General features: G+C 66.4%; 15 protein-coding genes and 1 pseudogene. 8 read left to right on the forward strand and 8 right to left on the reverse strand.

Annotated features, from left to right (window positions below; genetic code table 11):
- Nucleotides 1-262 precede the first annotated feature (262 nt).
- The 4 genes from ACVOME_RS08175 to ACVOME_RS08190 all read left to right on the forward strand — a co-directional run bounded on the left by ACVOME_RS08175 (nucleotide 263) and on the right by ACVOME_RS08190 (nucleotide 4,595).
- Entirely contained in the window at nucleotides 263-1,399 is a 1,137-nt protein-coding gene (locus tag ACVOME_RS08175) for an ABC transporter ATP-binding protein (protein WP_193395569.1), read from the forward strand.
- On the forward strand, nucleotides 1,396-2,328 hold the full coding sequence (locus ACVOME_RS08180) for an ABC transporter permease subunit (RefSeq protein ID WP_053516578.1): 933 nt from the start codon (nucleotides 1,396-1,398) through the stop codon (nucleotides 2,326-2,328). Before ACVOME_RS08175 ends, ACVOME_RS08180 begins: the two co-directional genes overlap by 4 nt.
- Nucleotides 2,325-3,167 (forward strand): ABC transporter permease subunit, encoded by an 843-nt coding sequence (locus tag ACVOME_RS08185; protein ID WP_005415928.1) that lies wholly within the window; start codon nucleotides 2,325-2,327, stop codon nucleotides 3,165-3,167. The genes ACVOME_RS08180 and ACVOME_RS08185 overlap by 4 nt, the downstream gene beginning before the upstream one ends.
- A gap of 63 nt (nucleotides 3,168-3,230) precedes the next feature.
- A complete protein-coding gene (locus ACVOME_RS08190; protein ID WP_065176214.1) occupies nucleotides 3,231-4,595 on the forward strand; it encodes an NAD-dependent succinate-semialdehyde dehydrogenase in 1,365 nt (454 codons plus the stop codon).
- 57 nt (nucleotides 4,596-4,652) lie between these two features.
- Here ACVOME_RS08190 and ACVOME_RS08195 read toward each other — a convergent pair whose 3' ends face one another.
- The 6 genes from ACVOME_RS08195 to ACVOME_RS08220 all read right to left on the reverse strand — a co-directional run bounded on the left by ACVOME_RS08195 (nucleotide 4,653) and on the right by ACVOME_RS08220 (nucleotide 9,941).
- Entirely contained in the window at nucleotides 4,653-5,675 is a 1,023-nt protein-coding gene (locus ACVOME_RS08195) for a magnesium and cobalt transport protein CorA (protein ID WP_053516581.1), read from the reverse strand.
- A 6-nt stretch (nucleotides 5,676-5,681) separates the two neighbouring features.
- Nucleotides 5,682-6,911 (reverse strand): lipoprotein N-acyltransferase Lnb domain-containing protein, encoded by a 1,230-nt coding sequence (locus ACVOME_RS08200; protein ID WP_065181220.1) that lies wholly within the window; start codon nucleotides 6,909-6,911, stop codon nucleotides 5,682-5,684.
- Nucleotides 6,908-7,789 (reverse strand): HlyC/CorC family transporter, encoded by an 882-nt coding sequence (locus ACVOME_RS08205; RefSeq protein ID WP_053516583.1) that lies wholly within the window; start codon nucleotides 7,787-7,789, stop codon nucleotides 6,908-6,910. The genes ACVOME_RS08200 and ACVOME_RS08205 overlap by 4 nt, the downstream gene beginning before the upstream one ends.
- 64 nt (nucleotides 7,790-7,853) lie before the next feature.
- Nucleotides 7,854-8,408: a hypothetical protein gene (locus ACVOME_RS08210; protein ID WP_053516584.1), complete on the reverse strand. Its 555-nt coding sequence runs from the start codon at nucleotides 8,406-8,408 to the stop codon at nucleotides 7,854-7,856.
- A 64-nt stretch (nucleotides 8,409-8,472) separates the two neighbouring features.
- Complete coding sequence (gene ybeY, locus ACVOME_RS08215; protein WP_053516586.1) at nucleotides 8,473-8,958, reverse strand: rRNA maturation RNase YbeY; 486 nt, start codon at nucleotides 8,956-8,958, stop codon at nucleotides 8,473-8,475.
- Nucleotides 8,955-9,941 (reverse strand): PhoH family protein, encoded by a 987-nt coding sequence (locus ACVOME_RS08220; protein ID WP_053516587.1) that lies wholly within the window; start codon nucleotides 9,939-9,941, stop codon nucleotides 8,955-8,957. The genes ybeY and ACVOME_RS08220 overlap by 4 nt, the downstream gene beginning before the upstream one ends.
- Nucleotides 9,942-10,238: 297 nt before the next feature.
- On the opposite strand from ACVOME_RS08220, the gene ACVOME_RS08225 reads away from it, so the two are divergent.
- The 3 genes from ACVOME_RS08225 to ACVOME_RS08235 are packed head-to-tail and all read left to right on the forward strand — an operon-like array spanning nucleotide 10,239 to nucleotide 18,282.
- Nucleotides 10,239-13,418, forward strand: coding sequence for a type VI secretion system Vgr family protein (locus ACVOME_RS08225; RefSeq protein ID WP_481504965.1), 3,180 nt, complete (start codon nucleotides 10,239-10,241; stop codon nucleotides 13,416-13,418).
- Nucleotides 13,419-13,420: 2 nt separating this feature from the next.
- On the forward strand, nucleotides 13,421-16,729 hold the full coding sequence (locus ACVOME_RS08230) for a phospholipase D-like domain-containing protein (protein ID WP_481504966.1): 3,309 nt from the start codon (nucleotides 13,421-13,423) through the stop codon (nucleotides 16,727-16,729).
- Nucleotides 16,726-18,282 (forward strand): hypothetical protein, encoded by a 1,557-nt coding sequence (locus ACVOME_RS08235; protein ID WP_481504967.1) that lies wholly within the window; start codon nucleotides 16,726-16,728, stop codon nucleotides 18,280-18,282. The genes ACVOME_RS08230 and ACVOME_RS08235 overlap by 4 nt, the downstream gene beginning before the upstream one ends.
- Before the next feature lie 244 nt (nucleotides 18,283-18,526).
- On the opposite strand, the gene miaB is transcribed toward ACVOME_RS08235, so the two are convergent.
- Nucleotides 18,527-19,948, reverse strand: coding sequence for a tRNA (N6-isopentenyl adenosine(37)-C2)-methylthiotransferase MiaB (miaB, locus tag ACVOME_RS08240; RefSeq protein ID WP_065176220.1), 1,422 nt, complete (start codon nucleotides 19,946-19,948; stop codon nucleotides 18,527-18,529).
- Nucleotides 19,949-20,081: 133 nt separating this feature from the next.
- Nucleotides 20,082-20,702: a glutathione S-transferase family protein gene (locus ACVOME_RS08245; RefSeq protein ID WP_053516594.1), complete on the reverse strand. Its 621-nt coding sequence runs from the start codon at nucleotides 20,700-20,702 to the stop codon at nucleotides 20,082-20,084.
- Nucleotides 20,703-20,783: 81 nt separating this feature from the next.
- Between ACVOME_RS08245 and ACVOME_RS08250 the strand changes: the two are divergent.
- Nucleotides 20,784-21,680: pseudogene (locus ACVOME_RS08250) on the forward strand (helix-turn-helix transcriptional regulator); the annotation flags it as partial.
- Nucleotides 21,681-21,829 lie beyond the last annotated feature (149 nt).

A 21,829-nucleotide genomic window follows, 5' to 3' on the forward strand; every position in this document is an offset into this window, starting at 1 on the left:
GCGGGGGGGGGGGGGGTGTGTGGGGGGGGGGGTGGGGGGCGCTGCTTGCGGGGGGGGGGGGGGGGGGGGGGGGGGGGGGGGGGGGGGGGGTCGTCTCCCCCGCCCGGCGGGCCCGGCCCCCCCGCTACCGGAGCCAGGCCATGCGGGTAGCGCCGGGCCATGCCCGGCGGGCAACGGCCGCTCGCCATACCCCGTCATACCGTCATCGCCCCCTGGCCGGTAGAATGGCGCCCGCTGTCCACCGCCCGCTCCCGGAGCCCCCATGCCCGTTGAAGCCCAGCCGGAAGCCGCCGCCGTTGATTCGGTGAGTGCGCCCGGCTATCTCTCCATTCGTGACCTGCGCAAGGAATTCGACGGTTTCGTCGCCGTCGACGACGTCAATCTGGATGTGCGCAAGGGCGAGATCTTTGCCCTGCTGGGCGGCTCCGGCAGCGGCAAATCCACCCTGCTGCGCTGCCTGGGCGGCTTCGAGACACCCACCAAGGGCAGTATCACCCTTGATGGGCAGCGTCTGGACGCGTTGCCGCCCTATCAGCGGCCGGTCAACATGATGTTCCAGTCCTACGCGCTGTTCCCGCACATGACGGTCGAGCAGAACATCGCGTTCGGCCTCAAGCAGGACGGGCTGGGCAAGGATGCGATCGGCAGGCGCGTCGGCGAAATGCTGGAGCTGGTGCAGATGGGCCACCTCGGCAAGCGCAAGCCGCATCAGCTGTCCGGCGGACAGCAGCAGCGCGTGGCGCTGGCACGCTCGTTGGCCAAGGGCCCCAAGCTGCTGCTGCTGGATGAGCCGATGGGTGCACTGGACAAGAAGCTGCGCTCGCAGATGCAGCTGGAACTGGTCAGCATCATCGAATCGTCGGGCGTGACCTGCGTGATGGTCACCCACGACCAGGAAGAAGCGATGACCATGGCCACCCGCATCGCGGTGATGGATGCGGGCTGGATCCAGCAGGTCGGCAAGCCGGACGAAGTGTACGAGCAGCCGGCCAACCGGTTCGTCGCCGAGTTCATCGGCTCGGTGAACCTGTTCGACGGCGTGATCGACGAGGACCTGCCGGAGTATGTGACCGTACGATCGCCGCTGTTCCCGGCGCCGATCTACATCGCCCATGGCATCACTGGATATGAAGGGCAGCCGGTCGCATTCGCGCTGCGCCCGGAAAAGGTGATGATCGGCAAGGACGAGCCGGAAGGGCACACCAACAAGGCACAGGGTGTGATCGAGGACATCGCCTACTTCGGCAGTCACTCGGTCTACCACGTGCGCCTTCCCAGTGGAGCCAAGGTGCTGGCCAACTTCGCCAATTCGCAGCGCTGGGCCAGCGATGGCCTGACCTGGGGTGACAGCGTGTGGGTGCACTGGCGCGACAATGACGGCGTGGTGCTGACCTCATGAGTGTCGCCGGGCTGAAGCGCTGGCTGCCGGGACTGCGCGCCACGGTGATCGGTGTTCCGTATCTGTGGCTGCTGCTGTTCTTCGCAGTGCCCTTCCTGATCGTGTTGATGATCAGCTTCTCGCACAGCCGTGTCGGCTCGCCGCCGTACACCTGGCTGCTGCAGTACGTGGACGGCGGGTTCTCGCTCAAGCTCAACCTCGAGAACTATCTGGCGCTGTTCCGCGATTCGATCTACGCCCAGGCGTTCCTGAGTTCCATCAAGATCGCAGCGATCTCCACCTTCCTGACCCTGCTGATCGGCTACCCGATGGCCTATGCCATCGCCCGGCTGTCGCCGGCGGCGCGCAACGTGGCGATGATGCTGGTGGTGTTGCCGTCGTGGACCTCGTTCCTGATCCGCGTGTACGCGTGGAAGGCGATCCTGGACCGCAACGGCCTGCTCGACCAGTTCCTGCAGTTCACCGGTCTGCAGACGCTGATGACCGGTATGGGGCTGCCCAGGCTGCAGCTGATCGATACGCCGACCGCAGCCTATATCGGTATCGTCTACTGCTACCTGCCATTCATGGTGCTGCCGCTGTACGCCAACCTGGTCAAGCATGACCACCGCCTGCTGGAGGCGGCCTACGATCTCGGTGCGAAGCCGTGGCAGGCCTTCCTGCGCATCACCCTGCCGCTGTCCAGGGCCGGCATCATCGCCGGCTGCATGCTGGTGATGATTCCGGCGGTCGGCGAGTTCGTCATCCCTGAGATGCTCGGCGGATCGGAGACGTTGATGGTTGGCCGGCAGCTGTGGAACGAGTTCTTCAACAACCGCAACTGGCCGGGCGCCTCGGCGATGGCGGTGGCGATGATCCTGCTGCTGCTGGTGCCGATCCTGCTGTTCAACCGTTCCCAGCAGCGCCTGCTGGAAGGGAAGCAGGCATGAGCCCGCGTACCGCCAAGGGCCTGGGTCTGGGCGTGCTGCTGCTCGGCTTCGCCTTCCTGTACCTGCCGATCCTGCTGTTGATGTTCTATTCGTTCAACAGTTCGCGGCTGGCGATGGTGTGGGCGGGCTTCTCCACCCGCGCCTACAGCGATCTGTTCGCCGACCGTGCACTGATGGACGCGATGTGGACCAGCCTGGTGGTGGCGTTCTGGACCGCCTGCACCGCCACGGTGCTCGGTACGCTGGCGGCCATGGTGATGACCCGATTCAAGCGTTTCCGCGGCAAGCCGCTGTTCGGCGCGCTGGTCACCGCGCCGCTGGTGATGCCGGACGTGATCCTGGGTTTCTCGCTGATGGCGCTGCTGGCCTCGATGGGGGCCATTCCGGGCTTCCCGGCGCGTGGACTGGCGACCATCTGGATCGCCCACGTCACCTTCACTCTGTGCTTCGTCACCGTGGTGGTGTCTTCGCGCCTGCAGGAAATGGATCTGTCGCTGGAAGAAGCGGCGATGGACCTGGGGGCCAGCCGGCTGACCGTGTTCACCCGCATCACGCTGCCGATCATCGCCCCAGCACTGGTAGCGGGCTGGCTGCTGGCCTTCACGCTGTCGCTGGATGACGTGGTGGTGGCCAGCTTCGTCGCCACGCCGGGCTCGACAACACTGCCGATGAAGGTCTTCGCTTCGGTCCGCATGGGCATCAGCCCGAAGATCAATGCGCTGGCCACACTGCTGGTATCGGCGGTGTCGATCGCGGCGGTGATCGGCTGGTACATCAACGCGCGCGCCGAGAAGCGGCGCCAGCGCGACCTGCAGCTGGCCCGGCAGGACAACGGCTGATCCGGCAACGCGCGGCTCACGGGCAAGGGCGCACACTGGGGATCTGCCTGAAGGAGATCCCCCATGACTGTCGAGATCATCGATCCCACCACCGGCCAGGTGACCTACCGCCATGAACTGATGGGCGCTGCCGACGTCGAGCAGCGCCTGCAGGCCGCTGCCGACGCATTCCCGGGCTGGGCCGCACGTTCGCTGCAGGAGCGGGGTGCCGTCCTGCGAGGGATCGCCGCGCAGCTGCGCACGCGGCGTGACGAGCTGCAGCAGGCGATGACGCACGAGATGGGCAAGCTGAAGGCCGAGGCATTGGCCGAGGTCGACAAATGCGCGGCGGCCTGCGAGTACTACGCCGATCACGCCGCCGACTACCTCAAGCCCCAGCTGATCGATACCGAGGCACAGCGCAGCTACGTGCGCTACGAGCCGATCGGCTGCGTGTTCGCGGTGATGCCATGGAACTTCCCGGTCTGGCAGGTGTTCCGCTTCCTTGCGCCTGCCTTCATGGCCGGCAACGTGGCGCTGCTCAAGCACGCCAGCAACGTGCCCCAGTGTGCGGACCTGATCCTGGCGGTGTGCCGCGACGGTGGCCTGCCGGCCGGTGTGTTCGACGTTCTGCACATCGACAACGACCAGGCAGCCGAGGTGCTGCGCGATGCGCGGGTGAAGGCGGTGACGCTGACCGGCAGCGAACGCGCCGGGCGTTCGATCGCGTCCAATGCGGGCAGCCAGCTGAAGAAGTCGGTGATGGAGCTGGGGGGCAGTGACGCCTTCGTGGTGCTGGACGATGCCGACCTCGACAAGACCGTGGCGGCCGCAGTGAAGTCACGCTTCGACAACAGTGGGCAGACCTGTATCGCTGCCAAGCGCTTCATCGTGGTGGAGCGCGTGGCCGATGAATTCACCCGCCGCTTCGTCGAGGCGGCTGGTCAGCGCCGGTATGGCGACCCCAGCGAGCGCGAGACCACGCTGGCACCGATGGCCCGCGCGGACCTGCGCGACGAGCTGCACAAGCAGGTGCAGGCGAGTGTGGCCAAGGGGGCGCGGGTGCTGCTGGGCGGCGAGCCGATCGCGGGCACGCATGCCGGCTATCCGGCCACCGTGCTGGACCAGGTCGGGCCGGGCATGCCCGCCTACGACGAGGAACTGTTTGGGCCGGTGGCTGCGGTGATCCGGGTCAAGGATGAAGAGGAAGCGCTGCGCGTGGCCAACGACACCCGCTTCGGGCTGGGCGGCAGTGTCTGGACCGGAGACCCGGTGCGTGGCGAGTCCTTCGCCCAGCGCATGGAATGCGGTGCGGCCTTCGTCAATGCCATCGTCAAGAGTGACGCGCGGCTGCCGTTCGGCGGCAGCAAACAGTCAGGCTTCGGCCGCGAACTGGCGGACCATGGCATCCATGAGTTCATGAACATCAAGACCGTCTACGTGGCCTGATGATGCATTCCGTGTGCCACGGTAAAGAAGCAGCCGAGCCCGAACCTGGGCTCGGCTCTACAACCACCGCGCGCGCTTGAACAACCGGTACAGGCCCACGCAGACACCGCCCACGCCGACGATCATCAGCGGGTACGCCCATGGCTGGCTCAACTCCGGCATGTGACTGAAGTTCATGCCATACCAGCTCGTGATCAGTGTCGGCGCCGCCAGCAGGGCCGCCCACGCACCCAGCCGCTTTACGGTTTCGCCCTGCGCCAGCGTCACCAGCGAGAGGTTCACGCTCAGTGCGGTACCCAGCATCTCGCGCAGGGTATCGATCACGTCGCTGATGCGCACCGCATGGTCATGCACGTCGCGGACGTAGAGCTTCACTTCGTCCGGAATCAATTCGCCCTGGTAGCGGCGCAGCTGCGCCAGCACGTCCTGCAAGGGGGCCACGGCCATCCGCATCTTGTTCAACTCGCGCTTGAGCTCGTACAAGCGCACCACGGTGCTGCGCTTGTAGCTCTCGGCGAAGATGTCCTTCTCCAGCAGCTCCAGCGTGTCGCGGAAGCGGTTGGTGATCGGCAGGTAGTTGTCGACCACGAAGTCGGTGACGGCATACAGGCAATACGACGGACCCATCTTCAGCAGCTGCGGCTCGCGTTCCACCCGGGCACGTACTGGTGCATACGACAGCGAAGCACCGTGGCGCACGGTCACCAGGAAACGCGGCCCGAGGAAGGCGTGGGTTTCACCGTACTGGATGCGCTCATCGACCATCTGCGCGGTGGTCATCACCACGAACAGCGAGTTGCCGTAGGCTTCCACCTTCGGCCGCTGGTGCGCATTCCGCGCGTCCTCGATCGCCAGGTCGTGCAGGCAGAACTCCTCCTGCAGCTTCAGCAGCACGTCTTCATTGGGGTCGAACAGGCCGACCCAGACGAAGCCGTTGCCGCTGGCGATGACGTCGCTGATGGCGTCCAGGCTGATGTCATGGCGGACGCCCTGCTCATCGTAGTGGACGCAGTTGATGACGCAGGCGGGATTGGCCGAAGCAGGTGCGGCAGCGGAGGCGGGCAGTGACATGCCCGCCATCGTGCGTCAGTGCCGCGTATCCGACAAGTGACGATCGCGCCCCAGCACCCAGGCCAGGGCAGCATGGATCGGCAGCAGCAGCACGATCCATTGCACGTTGTACTGTGCCTGCAGGCTCAGCCAGTGCAGGACCAGCGCGGCCAGGGCCTGCAGTGCCACCAGCCACAGCACGACCGTGAACATGCGGCCCGGCGGGCGACGGCGCAGCAGCCGGACCGCGCCCGGCAGCAGCAGCACGCACAACGGCGAAAGCAGCAGCAGGTTGCGGTTGGCCCAGGCGGCGTAATGGGTGCTGAAGCCCCAGAGGAACACCAGCAGGCCACCTGCGACGGCACACAGCAGCCACAACGGCAGTCCCAGTCCGGCCAGCAGGCGCGGCCGGTTGCGCAACGCCAGCACGCCGGCAGCGATGGCCAGGCCGCACAGCAGCCACGGCCACCAGCGGCGCGGGAATTCCTTGGGCTCCGGATCGATGCGGTGCGGCAGCAGTTCCTGCTCGGACTGCACCAGCGGACGACCGTCGCTGTTGCGCGCCTGGCGCAGGGCGTCGGCCAGGCGCATCGGCACGAACGCTTCCTGCCAGCGTGACAGCGGCTGATCGGCGAACGGGCCCAGGCCCACGTCGAAGCCCAGCCACATCCACGGCGCGGGCGAGGCCAGGCGGACCGATTCGCTGCGGTAGGTATTGCCGCGCGAGCGTCCGGACAGCTGCGCATGCAGTCCACCACCCAGCGCCTTGTCCAGCGTGTCGCGCACCATCGTCGCGCAGTTGGCGGTGTAGTAGTCGTAGTGGTAGCGCGCGTTCTCCGGCCTGGCCCGCTCGGCCAGGTCGGCGGCCAGTGCGCGCGCCTGGTCCGGGCGCAGATCCAGCCACTGCACGCTCGCTCCGCGGCCGGTCTCGTCGTAGTACGACAGGTCCTGCTGAAGGGGCAGCGCCACCAGGTAATACATCATGTCGCCACGCACGAAACGACCGATGAAGTCATCCTCGGACGGATCGAAGTAGCCGAAATTGTACGACGTTGCTTCACCACTGGCCGGATCGAGTACCACGATGGCGTCATGACCGAAACGCTCGAAGAACACCGTGCCGGGCTGCATCGTCACCACGCCGATGCGCGGCGCCGGGGTTCCGGCGACTGTAGCCGTCGCCTGCGCGAAGGCGATGGCAGGCACGGCCGTGGCCAGCATGCACAGTGCCAGCCACAGGGTGAGGATCAGCCCGCGCCGCTTCAAGCGTCGTCCTGCGCGTCCGGTGGCAGCACCGTCACGTGGAAGGCCTGTACCCGGCGCGCATCGGCACGCGCGACACGGAACATGAAGCGGTCCAGCGCCAGTTCGTCTCCGATCTCCGGAAGGTGACCGACCGCTTCCGTGACCAGGCCGCCGATGGTGTCGTAGTCCTCGTCGGAGAACGTGGCACCGAAGCGCTCGTTGAAATCCCCGATCGGGGTCAGGGCATCGACCACGTACTGGCCGTCGGCCTGGATCGCGATCTGTGCCGACGGATCCTCGGCTTCGTCGTGCTCGTCATCGATGTCGCCGACGATCTGTTCCAGCACGTCCTCGATGGTGACCAGGCCGGCGACGCCGCCGTACTCGTCGACCACGATGGCCATGTGGTTGCGCGACAGGCGGAACTCCTTCAGCAGCACGTTGAGCTTCTTCGCTTCAGGAATCAGCACCGCCGGGCGCAGCAGTTCGCGTACGTTGGCCGGGCCGTGGTCGGCAACCACGCCGCGCAGCAGGTCCTTGGCCAGCAGGATGCCGAGGATGTCGTCCTTGTTCTCGCCATGCACCGGGAAGCGCGAATGGCCGGATTCGACCACCTGCTTCATCAGTTCCAGGAAGGGCGCTTCGACCGGCAGCGAGACCATCTGCGAACGCGAGATCATCACGTCGCCCACGGTCAGCTCGGCCACCGAAATGGCGCCTTCCATCATCTTCAGGGTATCGGCGGCGATCAGACCTTCTTCCTGCGCGGTGTGCAGGACAGCGACCAGCTCGTCGCGGGTATGGGGTTCGCCGGAGAATGCGGACGTCAGGCGTTCCAGCCAGCCGCGCTTCTTTTCACTGTGCTCCTGCAGGGAGCTACTACTGTCGTCTTCAGACATCTCTGGAAAAAGGGCACCCGGCATGCCGGGCGTTGGCGCCAGTCTAGCAGGATGTAGCGGCCTGTCAGCGCCCCCCGCTGCCGGGGCCGGTGATCGGGGGCGGCGCCAGTTCAGGCCGGGACGCCGGTGCTTCGGGCAGGTCCAGGCTGTAGGTGCAGCCGGCCAGCGTCCGGCCCGGGTGGGAGGCCACCGTTGAGACACTGAGGATGATCGACTCGATCTGCGCCTCGCCGGTGGTCGGGTCGGTCACGTCACGGCTGACCAGTTCGCGCCCCGCCATGAACTTGCCGTCCTGGTCGTATCCGGTCTCCAGCCCGAGCCGCCTGGCCAGTGGCCGGGGGTCGGCCTCATCGAGGATGGCCATGATGCTGGCACCGGCCATCGCGACCCGGTCCGTGCGGGTGCCGAACACCGTGATGGGCTGCGCCAGACGGTACTCGCTCAGGAACCGGTTGCCCTGCGGCAGGGGTTGCAGGCCGCTGGCGACCGCTTTCAGCGGGTCGGCCAGCAGCGGTGCCAGCGCGGCATGGGCGGCCACGTCCTGGCGGCATTCGATCAGTGCCGGCAGGTCCAGCGGAGCGGCGGACGCAGAGGTGGCAAGCAGCAGGGGCAGGAACACAGCGGCACTCCGTGGTGGCGCCGAGCCTGGGCTCGGCTGCCTTCCGGTCAGGGGGGCGGCGGGCTCAGCGCTCGCCGGCGTAAGGGTCGGCGATGCCGAGCTCGGCCAGGATCTCGCGCTCCAGCTGCTCCATCGCCTCGGCTTCCTTGTCGTCTTCGTGATCCCAGCCGAGCAGGTGCAGCACGCCGTGCACGGTGAGGTGCGCATAGTGGGCGTTGAGCGCCTTGCCCTGCTCACCGGCCTCGCGCTCGACCACCGGGGCACAGATCACCAGGTCGCCCAGCAGCGGGAACTTCACGCCCTTGGGCAGGCCTTCGGGCACTTCGGCCGGGAAGCTGAGCACATTGGTGGCGTAGTCCTTGCCGCGGTAGTGGCGGTTCAGCGACTGCCCCTCCTTGGCATCGACCACGCGGATCGCCAGGTCGGCTTCGCGGATCCGCCCCTTCAGGGCCGCGGCAACCCACCTGCGGAAGCTCACCGCGGCCGGCAGTCCGGCGCGGGGCAGGGCGTAACTGACGGCGACGTCCAGCCGTACGGGACCACGGGTCATGATGTCGCTCCGGGTTGGATCTGATGCAGGTCGCGGCGGTCGTAGGCACTGACGATGCGGGCCACCAGCGGATGGCGGACGACGTCGCGCGATTCGAAGAAGGTGAAGCTCACGCCCTCGACATCGCGCAGCACGTCGATGGCATCGCGCAGGCCCGATTTCAGGTGCTTGGGCAGGTCGGTCTGGGTCAGGTCGCCGGTGACCACGGCGGTGGAGCCGAAGCCCAGCCGGGTCAGGAACATCTTCATCTGCTCGATGGTGGTGTTCTGCGCCTCGTCCAGGATCACGAACGCGTCGTTGAGCGTGCGGCCACGCATGTACGCCAGCGGTGCGATCTCGATGACGTTCTTCTCCAGCAGCTTGACCACCTTCTCCACGCCCATCATTTCGTACAGGGCGTCGTACAGCGGCCGCAGGTAGGGGTCGACCTTCTGGGTCAGGTCGCCGGGCAGGAAGCCGAGCTTCTCGCCGGCCTCGACCGCAGGCCGCACCAGGATCAGGCGCTGCACGCGCGACTCGTTCAGCGCTTCCACCGCGCTGGCCACGGCCAGGAAGGTCTTGCCGGTACCGGCCGGGCCGATGCCGAAGTTGATGTCATGGGTGGCGATCTGGTGCAGGTAGCGGCCCTGGTTGGCGCCGCGACCGCGCACGGTGCCACGCTTGACCCGGATCGCCACGTCCTGTGCTTCGTACGAGCGTTCGGCGATCTGCTCCACGTTGGCCTGGGCCAGGCGCAGGTGGATGGCGTGGTTGTCGAAGGTGGTCTCGCCGGCTTCGGCGTACAGGGCCTCGATCAGCTTCTGCGCTTCCACGCTGGCTTCCTTCGGTCCACTGATGCGGAACACGAAGCCGCGATTGGCGATCTCCACGCCGAGTTTCAGTTCGATCTGTCGCAAATGGCCGTCGAACGGGCCGCACAGGTTGGCCAGGCGCGCGTTGTCTTCCGGCGACAGGGTGAAGTCTCGATGCTCGATGTTTTTCATTGCTGGAGGTGGGGCGGAAGCCTTCCACCACAGTGTCTTCAAGGGGAAACAAGGGTAGCGCGCGGGGGCGCACACGGCCAGTACGGGGGTTGCTACGCGGTTTTCCACACGGGGTGTGGATCGGGCCCGCGGGAACCTGTGGATAGACGTTCGCAATGCTTGTGCCACAAGCTTCCTGCGCCGGTGGTGAAAAAAGCGTCACGACCGGGTGGGGAACGGAAACCGGAAGCAGCGGTGGCCACGGGAAGGTTCACAGGCATTGAGCGTCGGGGCGGAGCGCCCGGCCAGGGAGAGGTCATGGATGTTTCACATACGGCAGCTGCGCACGCGCCGCTGGCGGGGCTCGGGTCGAACGGGCAACTGCATCGGCTGCAGGCTGAGGGCCTGCCTCCCTTGTTCGTCGAACAGTGGTGGGGCCACGAAAGCCTGGTCAACGGTTTCGATTACTGGGTAGATGCCGTGCACCCGGATGCGGGCCTGTCATGCGCAGACTGGCCGGGACTGAGCGCCGCGCTGGTCACCTGCCTCGATGATGGCCAGGACCACCATCGCTGCGGCTACATCGCCGCCGCTCACCTCCTTGGCGCAGACGGCGGTCTGGCGCGCTATCGGCTGCATCTCGTGCCATGGACATGGTTCCTGCGGCATGCGCGGCGCAGCCGTGTCCATCAGCAGCGGACCGTCCGGGACATCGTCGAGGACGTGTTCGGCACGCACAGCGGACTGGCCCGCTGGCGCTGGAGCGACGATGCCCTGGCCGCTCTGGCCGCCGCATCCGTGCGCGACTGCTGCATCCAGTATCGGGAGCCGGACCTTGAGTTCGTGCAGCGGCTGTTGGCCGATGAAGGCATTGCGGGCACGTTCGAGAGCGACAGCAGCGGCGGATTGACGCTCGTGCTGTTCGCCGACAGCAGCGTGCAACCTGAGAATCCACAATCGGCCCGAGACGGCGGTATCCGTTTCCACCGTGACGACGCCACCGAGCGCGCAGATGCCCTGCAGCAGCTGGGCAGGTGGCGTCGGCTGGGCAGCAGCCGGCTCTCGCTTGTCACCGACGATGGCCCTGCGGCCACCGTCCGACATGTGCAGATGCCACTGCAGGACGCCGGGCACAGCCCGCGCGAGGTCTATGAGCCGGTGGGCACCCACGCCCTGGCTGGCGCCGATGAGGGGTATCGTCGCGCGCGGCGAGCAGCTGAAGCGCACGAGGCCGGCAGTGCAGGCTGGCTGGCGGCAGGCAGCGTACGCAGCCTGCAGGTCGGTCGCTTCATCCGCGTTCTGGCCGCGGGCGCTGGTTCGACGCCGACCCTGCTGCCGACCGAACTACTGCATTACGGGTGCAATCCGCCGCCGATCACGCAGGGGGCGGAGCAACCACGCGCTGCGGCACCGGCCCGCTGGCTTGAGGCCGGTTCAGCCATGCCCGGCGTGGCGCTGGAGGCAAACGCGCCCCTGGGTTATGCCAATCGCTTCCGCGCCGTCGATCGGAATCGACCGTGGCGGCCCGTGCTGGCCGATGGCACCGGCGAACGCATCCACCCGCGGCCGCTCGCGCCAGGCCATCAGACCGCTACGGTCATCGCTGGCGATGGCCGTGATGATGCCGCTCTGTACGCCGATCACCTGGGCCGGGTACGGGTACGTCTGCATCTTCAGGACGCCACAGATGCCGGTACGACCTGTTGGCTGCGGGTCGCGCAGCGCTACGCTGGACCGGGCGTCGGTGCACAGTTCCTGCCGCGTGTCGGCCAGGAGGTGGTGATCGGCTTTCTGGACGGCAACATCGATCAGCCCTTGGTGCTGGGCGCGCTGTACAACGGTCGTGGCGAGGCGGGCGTTGCGCGCACCCCGGCCGGAGCAGCGGCCGCAGACGAAAGCGGCGGCCTGTTCGGGCATGCCACCGACTCCCGTCCGAGCGCACAGGGCAATGCGGCCGGCGGTCATGCGCCTGTCTGGCACGCGATGGCACCGGGGCAGGACCAGCACCGGCATGCCGGGGCGGTATGGGGCATCCAGTCACGGGAATGGTCCGGAACGGGTTACAACCGGCTGGCCTTCGATGATTCCGACGCACAGCTGCGCGTGCAGCTGGCCAGCAGCCACGCCAGCAGCGAGCTGAATCTTGGTCATCTGCTGCACATGGCTGACAACCATCGTGGTTCCCTGCGCGGAGAAGGCGCGGAACTGCGCACTGACGCGTGGGGCGCGCTGCGTGCCGAACGGGGCGTCTGGTTGACCGCGCGTGGCCACGCTGCGCTGTCACCCGCAGGCGAAGTGGCTGCGGCCGGCGCGCTGCTGCAGCAGGCCGCCCTCCTGGCCGCGTCCAGCCATGGCGCGGCTACGATGCACGGCACGGCTGGCTTGGACAGCCACGCAGTACGGGAGGACAGCACCGGCGTGGCAGGTCTGCAACGGGTTGCGCGGGCCAGTGTGACCGGACTTTCCTATGCGCAGGCCAGCGCCGATGAGGAGGGCCGCCCCGCGCCCGGCGATGTTCCGCATACCGGCCAGCCAACGCTGGGCCTGCATGGGCAGGCCGGTCTGATGATGGTGGCCGGGCAGGCACTGCACTGGGGCGGTGCCCGGAATGTGGCACTGTCCAGTGGCGGGCACACCGATGCCAACGTGGCCGGCGGTGCGCGCCTGCACGCGGCGCAGGCGGTGGGCATGCTGGCGGCCAGTGGCCGCAGCTTTGCCGGTGATGCGGCATTGACCATCGTCGCTGGGCAGGAGGTACTGGACATCCGGGCCCAGTCCGAAACGATCCACCTGCAGGCGCGCAGCACCGTGCGTGCAGCGAGCGGGCAAGGGGCTGTGGAGCTTGCCGCACCGCGCACCCTGCACATCGCCACCGCCGGTGGCGCCAGCATTACGCTGGAAGATGGCAACCTGGTGCTGGTCTGCCCCGGCACGGTGACCGTGCAGGCCGGGCAGCGCACCTTCGTCGGCCCGGCGCAGCTGACCCGTCCCCTGCCGGACATGCCGTCCAGCGCGCTGGACGGGCAGGTTCCGAAGCTTGCCTTCAGGCTGCAGGACATCCCGGGCCCACAGGGTGTGCCGCTGGGCGGGCAGCCCTGGAGGATCGTGCGCACGCACCGCGCCCTGGACGATGAGCAGCGTGACAGCGCCCTGCTGCCGGAACGCTGGGCCGAGACCCTGGCCGAAGGTGAGGCCGACGCACAGGGCGATGTCAGCCTGGACGATGCGCTGTGCGCGAGGATCTGGAGTGACGCAGGCCGCCATCCCGGCTGCCTGTTCCTGGTACACGGAATCGACGTGATCCCGCTGCAGCGGCCCCGGCCATACAGCGGCTCCCCGGGGGGGCGGGCAACCCTGGACACGCTGGAGGCGATCAACTATGGCAAGAGTCTGGCCGACCTGCCCGACGATGCCGCACTGCATGCCTACCGGCAGCGCGCCGAGTACGAGTTCCAGTCCCACATCGACGCCAGCCCGGCCCGGCGCAAGGAGATCTGATCATGGCAGACGCCAACGCATGGGGCAGGGTCGAGCGCGCCTCTCTCATCTGCAGGGATGGCCAGAAAGGCACGACCAGCGGCGACTACTACGCACCACCGGACCGTCAGTTCGCGCCGGTGCGGCACGGGAACCGCGTCGACGCGTTCACCGACGGGCGCTCGGCCATGAAGGCGATGGCCGATGCCATCCGCGGCGCGCAGAAGTTCATCTTCATCGCCGACTGGCAGATGAACTTTGATACCGAGATGGACGCGCGCGGCGACGCGCACTCCGCGCGCCTGAGCGAGCTGCTGTTCGACGCGATCAACCAGCGCGGCGTGGATGTGCGGGTACTGCTCTACGACAGCGTGGAGGCGGCCGCCTACACCCACGAGAACGAGGTGCGCACGGCGCTGTACAAGATGCAGGATGACAAGACGCCCGGGCAGGTGCAGGTGGGCCTGCACAACCCGGCGACCGGCCGCACCGATGCCTTCAACATCGCCTTCTCGCACCACCAGAAGATCCTGGTGGTAGACGGACGCATCGGCTTCGTCGGAGGACTCGACGTCGCCCATGGCCGTTGGGACGACGGCAACTTCGACGTGGTCTGCGACCCGACGCTGCACGTGATCAATGACCATTACAACAACTGCCTGAGCAAGTATCGGAGCATGACGGATGATGAGACGGAGCTCACGCTGGACAAGCCCGATACCAGCCCGGATGCGGCAGGCCGCGTTCGTCCCGGCTTCGCACAGGCGTATGTGCCCGGCATGGCCATCGCACTGGACCAGATGAAGTCGCAGTGGGATGCCGGTGCCGCATTGGCCGAACTGCAGGACTATGCGGACAAGCTGGGCGTACCCGACGCGCTTGAGCGCGAAGGCATCCGCAAGCTCGCCGAGATGGTCATTCCGGGAATGGAAGAGGGGATGGCGGTCAAGCGCACCGTCGCACGCACGTTCCTGGCCATCCAGACGACGCTGGAGGAGATCGGCAAGGAATATGCAGATGTCATTGCCGCGTCGAACCGTGCCGCCGACGAAGCCATCAAACTGAATCCGGTCCAGGCGGCTGCCGCAGCAGGGCGTGCGGTGGCAGGCTTCAGCGCCATCCAGGCGAAGAAGTTCGGCAGCTGGCTCGACCAGCAGAAGAACGACATCCGGGCGGCAGCGCTGCGGCCCTTCCAGACTGCAGAGAAAGCGGCGGGCTACCTGCTCGATCCGCGCAGCCTGCGCGCGGACATCGAAGGCCGACTCAGCGAAATAGAAGCAAAGATCGACAAGGCGAAGAAAGACTGGGAATCGCTGGTGCAGTGGATCAATACGCCGGTTGATCGCACCCAGCGGCTGCTCGACAGCGGCCGCCAGCCTCGCATGCCCTGGCAGGACGTGCACGCGCAGATCGCGGGCCCGGCCGTGTTCGATATCTGCAGCAACTTCATGCATCGCTGGAATGCCATGGTCTGGCAGAACCAGCGCGGCGACCGGACCATCGGCTCGCTGCTGCGCAAGGGGCTGAACACGGGCCTTCGCAAGACCAATGAATGGCTCGACACAGCGCTGCCCGAGCAGACCACCCTGGCGCGTGGCATGGAACTGACGCCATTGAGCGATCAGTGGCTGCAGTCCATGGGGGGCATGCAGGCGGTGTTCGGTGACCTGACGGTGCCGGGCACGGCGGGAAAGATCAGCGTGCAGATCGTGCGTTCCTCGGGCACCGCCCTGCATGCGCTGGAGAAGAAGGGGTGCAGGGAACTCGGCCTGAACCTGGACGACGCCAGCTGCCTGCAGCCGTACTGGGAGCGTGAGCAGCCGATGCACTCCATTCTCGACGCAATGGTCAACTGCATCGCATCGGCCAGTGCCTGCATCTATCTGGAAACGCAGTTCCTCATTTCCGATTGCGGCTGGTCCGACGCGGATCCGGGCAGCGTGGTGGAAACCGCAGTGAAGGGCGGGGAGCGGCGGGATGCGACGGATGCCGAAAAGGCGAAGCTTGGTCACGTGGGGCGCGGCGTGGGGATGAGCGGCCCGGTAGGCAGGGCCGGCATCGTGCAGGATGTGGTGGAACACAGGCAGGGAGTGAAGTCGGCGGCCAGCAACCCGCTGGTGGCCGCCCTGGCCGCGCGCATCCGCCGCGCGATCCTGGCCCGGCAGGGCTTCCATGTGTACATCACCCTGCCGGTGCACCCGGAGGGCAGCCTGGCGGACGGTGCCGTCGTGAAGCAGCAGTACTGGGTGCAGCAGACCCTGCTGCGTGGTGACGACAGCCTGATCCGGCGCATCTGCCGATCATTGATCGCACGTGACAAGGACATCCGCGAGGCCAGCGTGGAGGAGGCTGACCTGCAGGCCGAGGTCAAGGCCGGGCGCTGGAAGGAATACCTGTCGGTGATGAATCTGCGCAGCTACGGCGTGCTGGCCGAAACGCGCAGAAGCGATCATCTGCCGCCGCACACGATCGGCTCCGAGCATGGCCCCTCCCTGTATGTGGTGACCGAGCAGTGCTATGTGCATTCCAAGCTGCTGATCGTTGATGACGCGGTGGCGATCATCGGCAGCGCGAACTGCAATGACCGCAGTCTGCTGGGGACGGGTGATACCGAGATCGCCGCGGTGATCGTTGATGGCGAGGCGAAGCGGATGGATCTGGGCAACGGCGTGCAGGTAATAACCCGAACGTTTGCTCGGGAGCTGCGGTTGAAGTTGTGGAGGAAGTTTCTGGGGCAGGAGATTCAAAAGCTGCCGGAGAAGGAGAATCAGCACTTCGTGTTCTCCGAGTTGACCGAGGGCTACTACCCGTGGTTCAACAAGAACGTGCCAACCTTGACGGTGGACAGGCCAGCAAGTGCCGAGACGTGGAGAAGCATCAGAGATCTTGCCGATTCAAATTCCGCCGCTTATCAGCGTGTCTTCACCAATGTCCCCCGCGACTCGTTCCCTCGCTACGACTCCGTGCTTCATGGATTTCCCGCCGCAGGCCTGAGTGACAAAGGACACGTCAAGCGCGTCCTGTACGCGCAGCCGGCGGACCTGCAACCAGAGTTCATGCTGGAGCCAAGCGTTGTAAGCAACTACGTGACCGGTGCCGTGGGTCGGCACGATGCAGAAAGGGCGACAAGGATGCTGAGAGGCAATGAAGAGCGCAAGGGCATTCAGGGCTTCTGGGTCACCATGCCGCTGCTCTGGGGCAGCGGCATGGATGACCCTGCTGCCGCGATGCCGAAAGAGATCATTGCAGCCGCGCCTGTTCAGAGGGACAGGTCAACTGAACTGGCTTACTCCAGTCGGGAGGTCCCCGGGGAACAAGGAGAGCAGGTATGAGTGGTTATCAACTGTTGAGGGGATTCTTCGTTCTTGGTGGCCTGTGTGCCGTACAGACTGCGCCTGCCTATTGTGATTCGTCAAACGAGAAGAATGCGCCGATCTACGGCAATGAAGTAGTGCTCAAGTTCTCGCCGAGGGAGTTTGGTGGAGGGTCTGCAGTAGCCGCCAGTCTTGATCGTGTGAACGCGACTGCCCCCTTTGTGCGGATTGACATAAGCCCCCATGTCAGTGAGCTGCACAACAAGCCATTCAACTCGAGTGGTGGTTCGGTCTACTACCTGGAAAGAGGCGTTCAAGGGCAACGGATATGTCGCGCCGAGCAATGGAAGAGGCGAGAGTCCCAATTGATTGACGCACAGGCTCCTGAAAGCCTGCACCCTGCAGTCAGGCATGTGTATCCATATTTCGAGCTTTACAAGACGCAGGAGCTTGATTACGACGGGTCAGGTCAACTGACGTCGATTCATGCAACTGACGCGGAAGGGCATAGGGCGACAACCTTCTGTGCGCTCTATGATGGTGATGGTCGCATAGAAGTAGCGAATGAGAGCTCTGGGTTGATTGTCTCGGATAAGCCAGATTTTCAGTGTGCGCAGCTCCGCGATATGCCATCCCGCACTTCAACTCGATACTTCACTTATCGACCGGATGGATCGCGAGCTTCCGACGTAGTCAAGGAAGCCACGCGTAAGCCAGGTGAGAATCCCAATCGCGAGGACACCGGCTTTGGAACCGAGGCAACCGATGGTGCATGGACTGTGAGTGGCTTCATCAATGTCGACGATGCTGAGTTGAAGCGGGTCGTGGGTATTCGCTTCCATGGCAGTGAAAAGCGCGGGCTTCGTGGTGTTGAAAGTGCTTCATTCTCCATGGCGCCGTCGGACGCCACGGCTGTCTTCGCGCAACGCAGCCAAGAGCCCACTAATAAGCTGAAATACAGGTTCCCCGGCGAGCGTGTGCCAGCAGAAATCGCCAAGGGGCTGTTCGAGGGAATCACCGACTACACCCGCGTCCGGGAATATCGCCATCGCTCGCATCGACGGATCTTCGAGGTCTTCGGACCGGGTGCCAAGCAGCCCCACGAACGCCAGTGGCGCACGCTGGATCTGAATCGCCAGGAAAACTACGACGCAAACGGCAGGCTCACGCGGGTGATCCTGTTCGGCCCGGTTCCCGGTAGTGGTGGCTACACCGAGAACCTGCGCGCATACGCAGAGAAGGGTGTGTTGAAGCTCACGCCGCTGACCAGCGGCTACAGCTCCTACCGCGTCTACGACTATGACGCAGCAGGCAACGAGACGCTCTCGTTCGTGTGCTGGCGCCATGAAGTCTCGACCAACAAGCCGTATGCCCATTTCCCCTGGTGGGAGCCCGATCCCCGTCCCAAGCGCAGTCGTGAAGCCGAACTGCAGTACGGCAGGACGCAGGTGGGCACACGCTGCGGGACGCCGGACGGCAGGATGATCATAGAGGGCATGGGACCGGTGAAGAAGCTGATGGAGACCCGGTACGGATTCGGGACGACGAAGCTGGGATTCCTGAGCGAGTAGCGCGGTGCGTCCTTCTGAGGCTCAGAGCAGACCCGCTAAGCGAAGGTTGCGGCCAGCAACGAGGCCCGGCGGGCTCGCCCCTGAGACCCACCGCTTTTCCACAATCACTGTGGAACGACGCGCAATCAACCTGTGGATAGGTGACGCAGAGCCTTCTGCACAGAGGGTATGCGTGGCGTGGTGAGAAAATCACCACGACTGCTGTGTGGGGGCAAGCCGTACATGGCTCCCCCCGCCCCGGCGATCAGCCTTCCGTCACCACCCGCCCGCGCAGCGAATTGGTTAATGCCTCGGTGATCACCACATCCACGAACTGACCGATCAGGCGTGCCGGCGCCGGGAAGTTCACCGAGCGCATGTTCTCGGTCTTGCCGGTCAGCTCGTTCGGGTTCTTGCGCGAAGGACCTTCCACCAGCACCGTCTGCACGGTGCCGACCATCTTCGCGGAAATGCCGGCGGCGTGCGCGTTGATGCGCTCCTGCAGGCGCGACAGCCGCGCGTGCTTCTCGGCATCGCTGAGCGTGTCTTCCAGGTCGGCGGCCGGAGTGCCCGGACGACGCGAATAGATGAAGGAGAAACTGTGGTCGAAGCCGATGTCCTCGATCAGCTTCATGGTCTTCTCGAAGTCCGCCTCGGTCTCGCCGGGGAAGCCGACGATGAAGTCCGAACTGATCGAGATGTCCGGGCGCACCGCGCGCAGCTTGCGGATCTTCGACTTGAACTCCAGCGCGGTGTAGCCTCGCTTCATCGCCGACAGGACGCGGTCGCTGCCGGCCTGCACCGGCAGATGCAGGAAGTTGGCCAGCTGCGGCACATCGCGGAACGCGTCCACCAGCGAGTCGCTGAACTCCAGCGGGTGTGAGGTGGTGAAGCGGATGCGGCCGACGCCATCGATCTCGGCGATGGTGCGGATCAACAGGCCCAGATCGGCGAACTCGCCATCGCCATACGGGCCACGGTAGGCGTTGACGTTCTGGCCGAGCAGGTTGATCTCGCGTACGCCCTGCGCGGCCAGCTGTGCCACTTCCACCACCACGTCCTCGAATGGACGGCTGACTTCGGTGCCGCGGGTGTAGGGCACCACGCAGAACGAGCAGTACTTCGAGCAGCCTTCCATGATCGACACGAACGCCGACGCGCCTTCAGCGCGCGGTTCCGGCAGGCGGTCGAACTTCTCGATTTCCGGGAAGCTGATGTCCACCTGCGGTCGCTTCTGCTCGCGACGCGCTCGGATCAGCTCCGGCAACCGGTGCAGGGTCTGCGGGCCGAACACCAGGTCCACGAACGGCGCGCGCTTGATGATGGCCTCGCCCTCCTGCGAAGCGACACAGCCACCGACGCCGATGATGACCTCGCGGCCCTGGTTCTTCAGCCCCTTCCAGACGCCGAGCTGGCTGAACACCTTCTCCTGCGCCTTCTCGCGGATGGAACAGGTGTTGACCAGGATGACGTCGGCATCCTCCGGGGTGTCGGTCAGCACCAGGCCGTCGCTGGCGGCGAGCACGTCGGCCATCTTGGCCGAGTCGTACTCGTTCATCTGGCAACCGTGGGTCTTGATGTACAGCTTGCCCTTGATCTGCTCCGGCGTGCGCGGAGCGGAGGGCAGGGCAACGAGCGGGGTGCCGCCCGGCGTGGCGGGCGGAAAGACGTCTGGCGTCCCGGTCATGGCGCTTAATCCATTCGGGTGGCGGGAAAGCGGGCAATTCTACCCGCATCCTGCGCCTCCCGCCGCGCTGCACGCTCATGGGGCACGGCCCCTGCCGCGCCCGGTAGCGCCGGGCCGTGCCCGGCGGGCGCCCTTACGCCGCGATTAGCTCCGCGTCGATCTGCCGCGACCTGTCGAAGGCCGTCAGTGCGCCCATCCGGGCGATGTAGTCCGCCGTGGCGGGGGCGGGCTGCACCAGCCCGAAGTCGGTGGTCCATTTCAGGGCATTGCCCCACAGCACGTCGGCGGCGCTCATTTCCTCACCCAGCAGGTAAGGCCCCTGCGCCAGCTGCGCCTCGATCACCTGCAGTACGGTTTCCGCGTCGTTGTAGGGCGACATCGACTGCGGGGGCGGGTCGCGGCGCATCGCGCGGTCGATCATCGCCGGCTCGAAACAGGCGCCGTAGAAAGCCATCCAGCGCAGGTAGGGGCCGCGCAGCGGCGAGCCGATCGGCGGCGCCAGGCCGGCTTCGGGGTAGAGATCGGCCAGGTACAGGTAGATCGCCACCTGCTCGGTCACCAGCGCGCCCTCATGGATGATCGCCGGCACTTTGCCCATCGGGTTGATGGCCAGGTAGGCCGGGGCCAGGTTGGCGCCGGCTTTCAGGTCCAGCACATGCAGGCGGTAGTCGGCACCCAGGGCTTCAAGCAGGGCCACGGCGCCGCTCGAGCGTGAACGGGCAGCGTGATAGAGGGTGATCTGGCGGGACGTCATGGCAGTGCTCCTTGCAGCAGAGGGGTGAACTGGGGCCCATGCTGGGGCACTATTGCGGACGACTTCTGTCCTCGATCCCTCATGCGCCATACCGCCCATCGGCTGCTCCGCCTGATCGCCCTGCTGCAGGCCCGCCGACAGTGGTCGGGGGCTGAACTGGCCGAGCGCATGGGGGTGGACCGGCGCAGCATCCGCCGCGACATCGAGCGCCTTCGTGAGCTGGGCTATCCGGTCAGGGCATCGGCCGGGGTAGGGGGCGGCTATCAGCTGGGGGCGGGCGCACCGGTACTGCCGATGCTGCTGGACGAAGAGGAGGCGACGACCCTGGCCATCGCCCTGCGTGCGGCCTCGGCCACGGTGGCCGGCATCGACGAGACCGCGCGCGGTCTGCTGTCCAAGCTCGATCCACTGGTGCCGACCCGCCGCCGCCAGCAGGCTGGCGAGGTGCACGCCGCCACCGCGACGCTGTCGGATCTGCCTTCCACCGACGCACGTCTGCTGGGGCGCCTGGCCCAGCATTGCCGCCAGGCAACCCGGCTGGCCTTCGAGTACCGCAGCGCGCAGGACGCGGTGACCCAGCGCGAGGTCGAGGCCCAGCATCTGGTCAACTACGGACGTCGCTGGTACCTGCTGGCCTGGGATCTGGGCCGCCAGGACTGGCGCACGTTGCGGGTGGACCGGATGGGCGCGGTGCGCGCACTGGCCGAGCCCGGCCTGCATCGGCGCACGCCCGCACCGCCCGATGTGATGGTGCGGCAGGCGGTCAGCCAGGCGCCGTTCGCGCTGCAGGCGGTGCTGCGCCTGGCCGGCAGCCACACCGAGCTGGAAGGTCGCATTCCCCCCTGGTGTGGCGTGCTCGAAGCGGATGGTGCCGGTCACTGCCTGCTGCGCATGGGCGCGGAAAGCCGCGGCATGATGCTGGCGCAGATTCTCAGCCTCGACCGGGTGCCGCTGGAGCTGTGGACCACGCCGCCGGGGGGGGGGGGGGGGGGGGGGGGTGCGGGCGGGGGGCGCGGGGCGCCGCCCCCCCCCCCCCCCAGACCCCCCCCCGGCCCCCCCCCCCCCCCCCCCCCCCCCCCCCGGCCCCCATCCATGATCGGCTCTGGCGATCAGCCGCGAGGGGGCTC

Source organism: Stenotrophomonas sp. STEN008 (genome assembly GCF_056760435.1).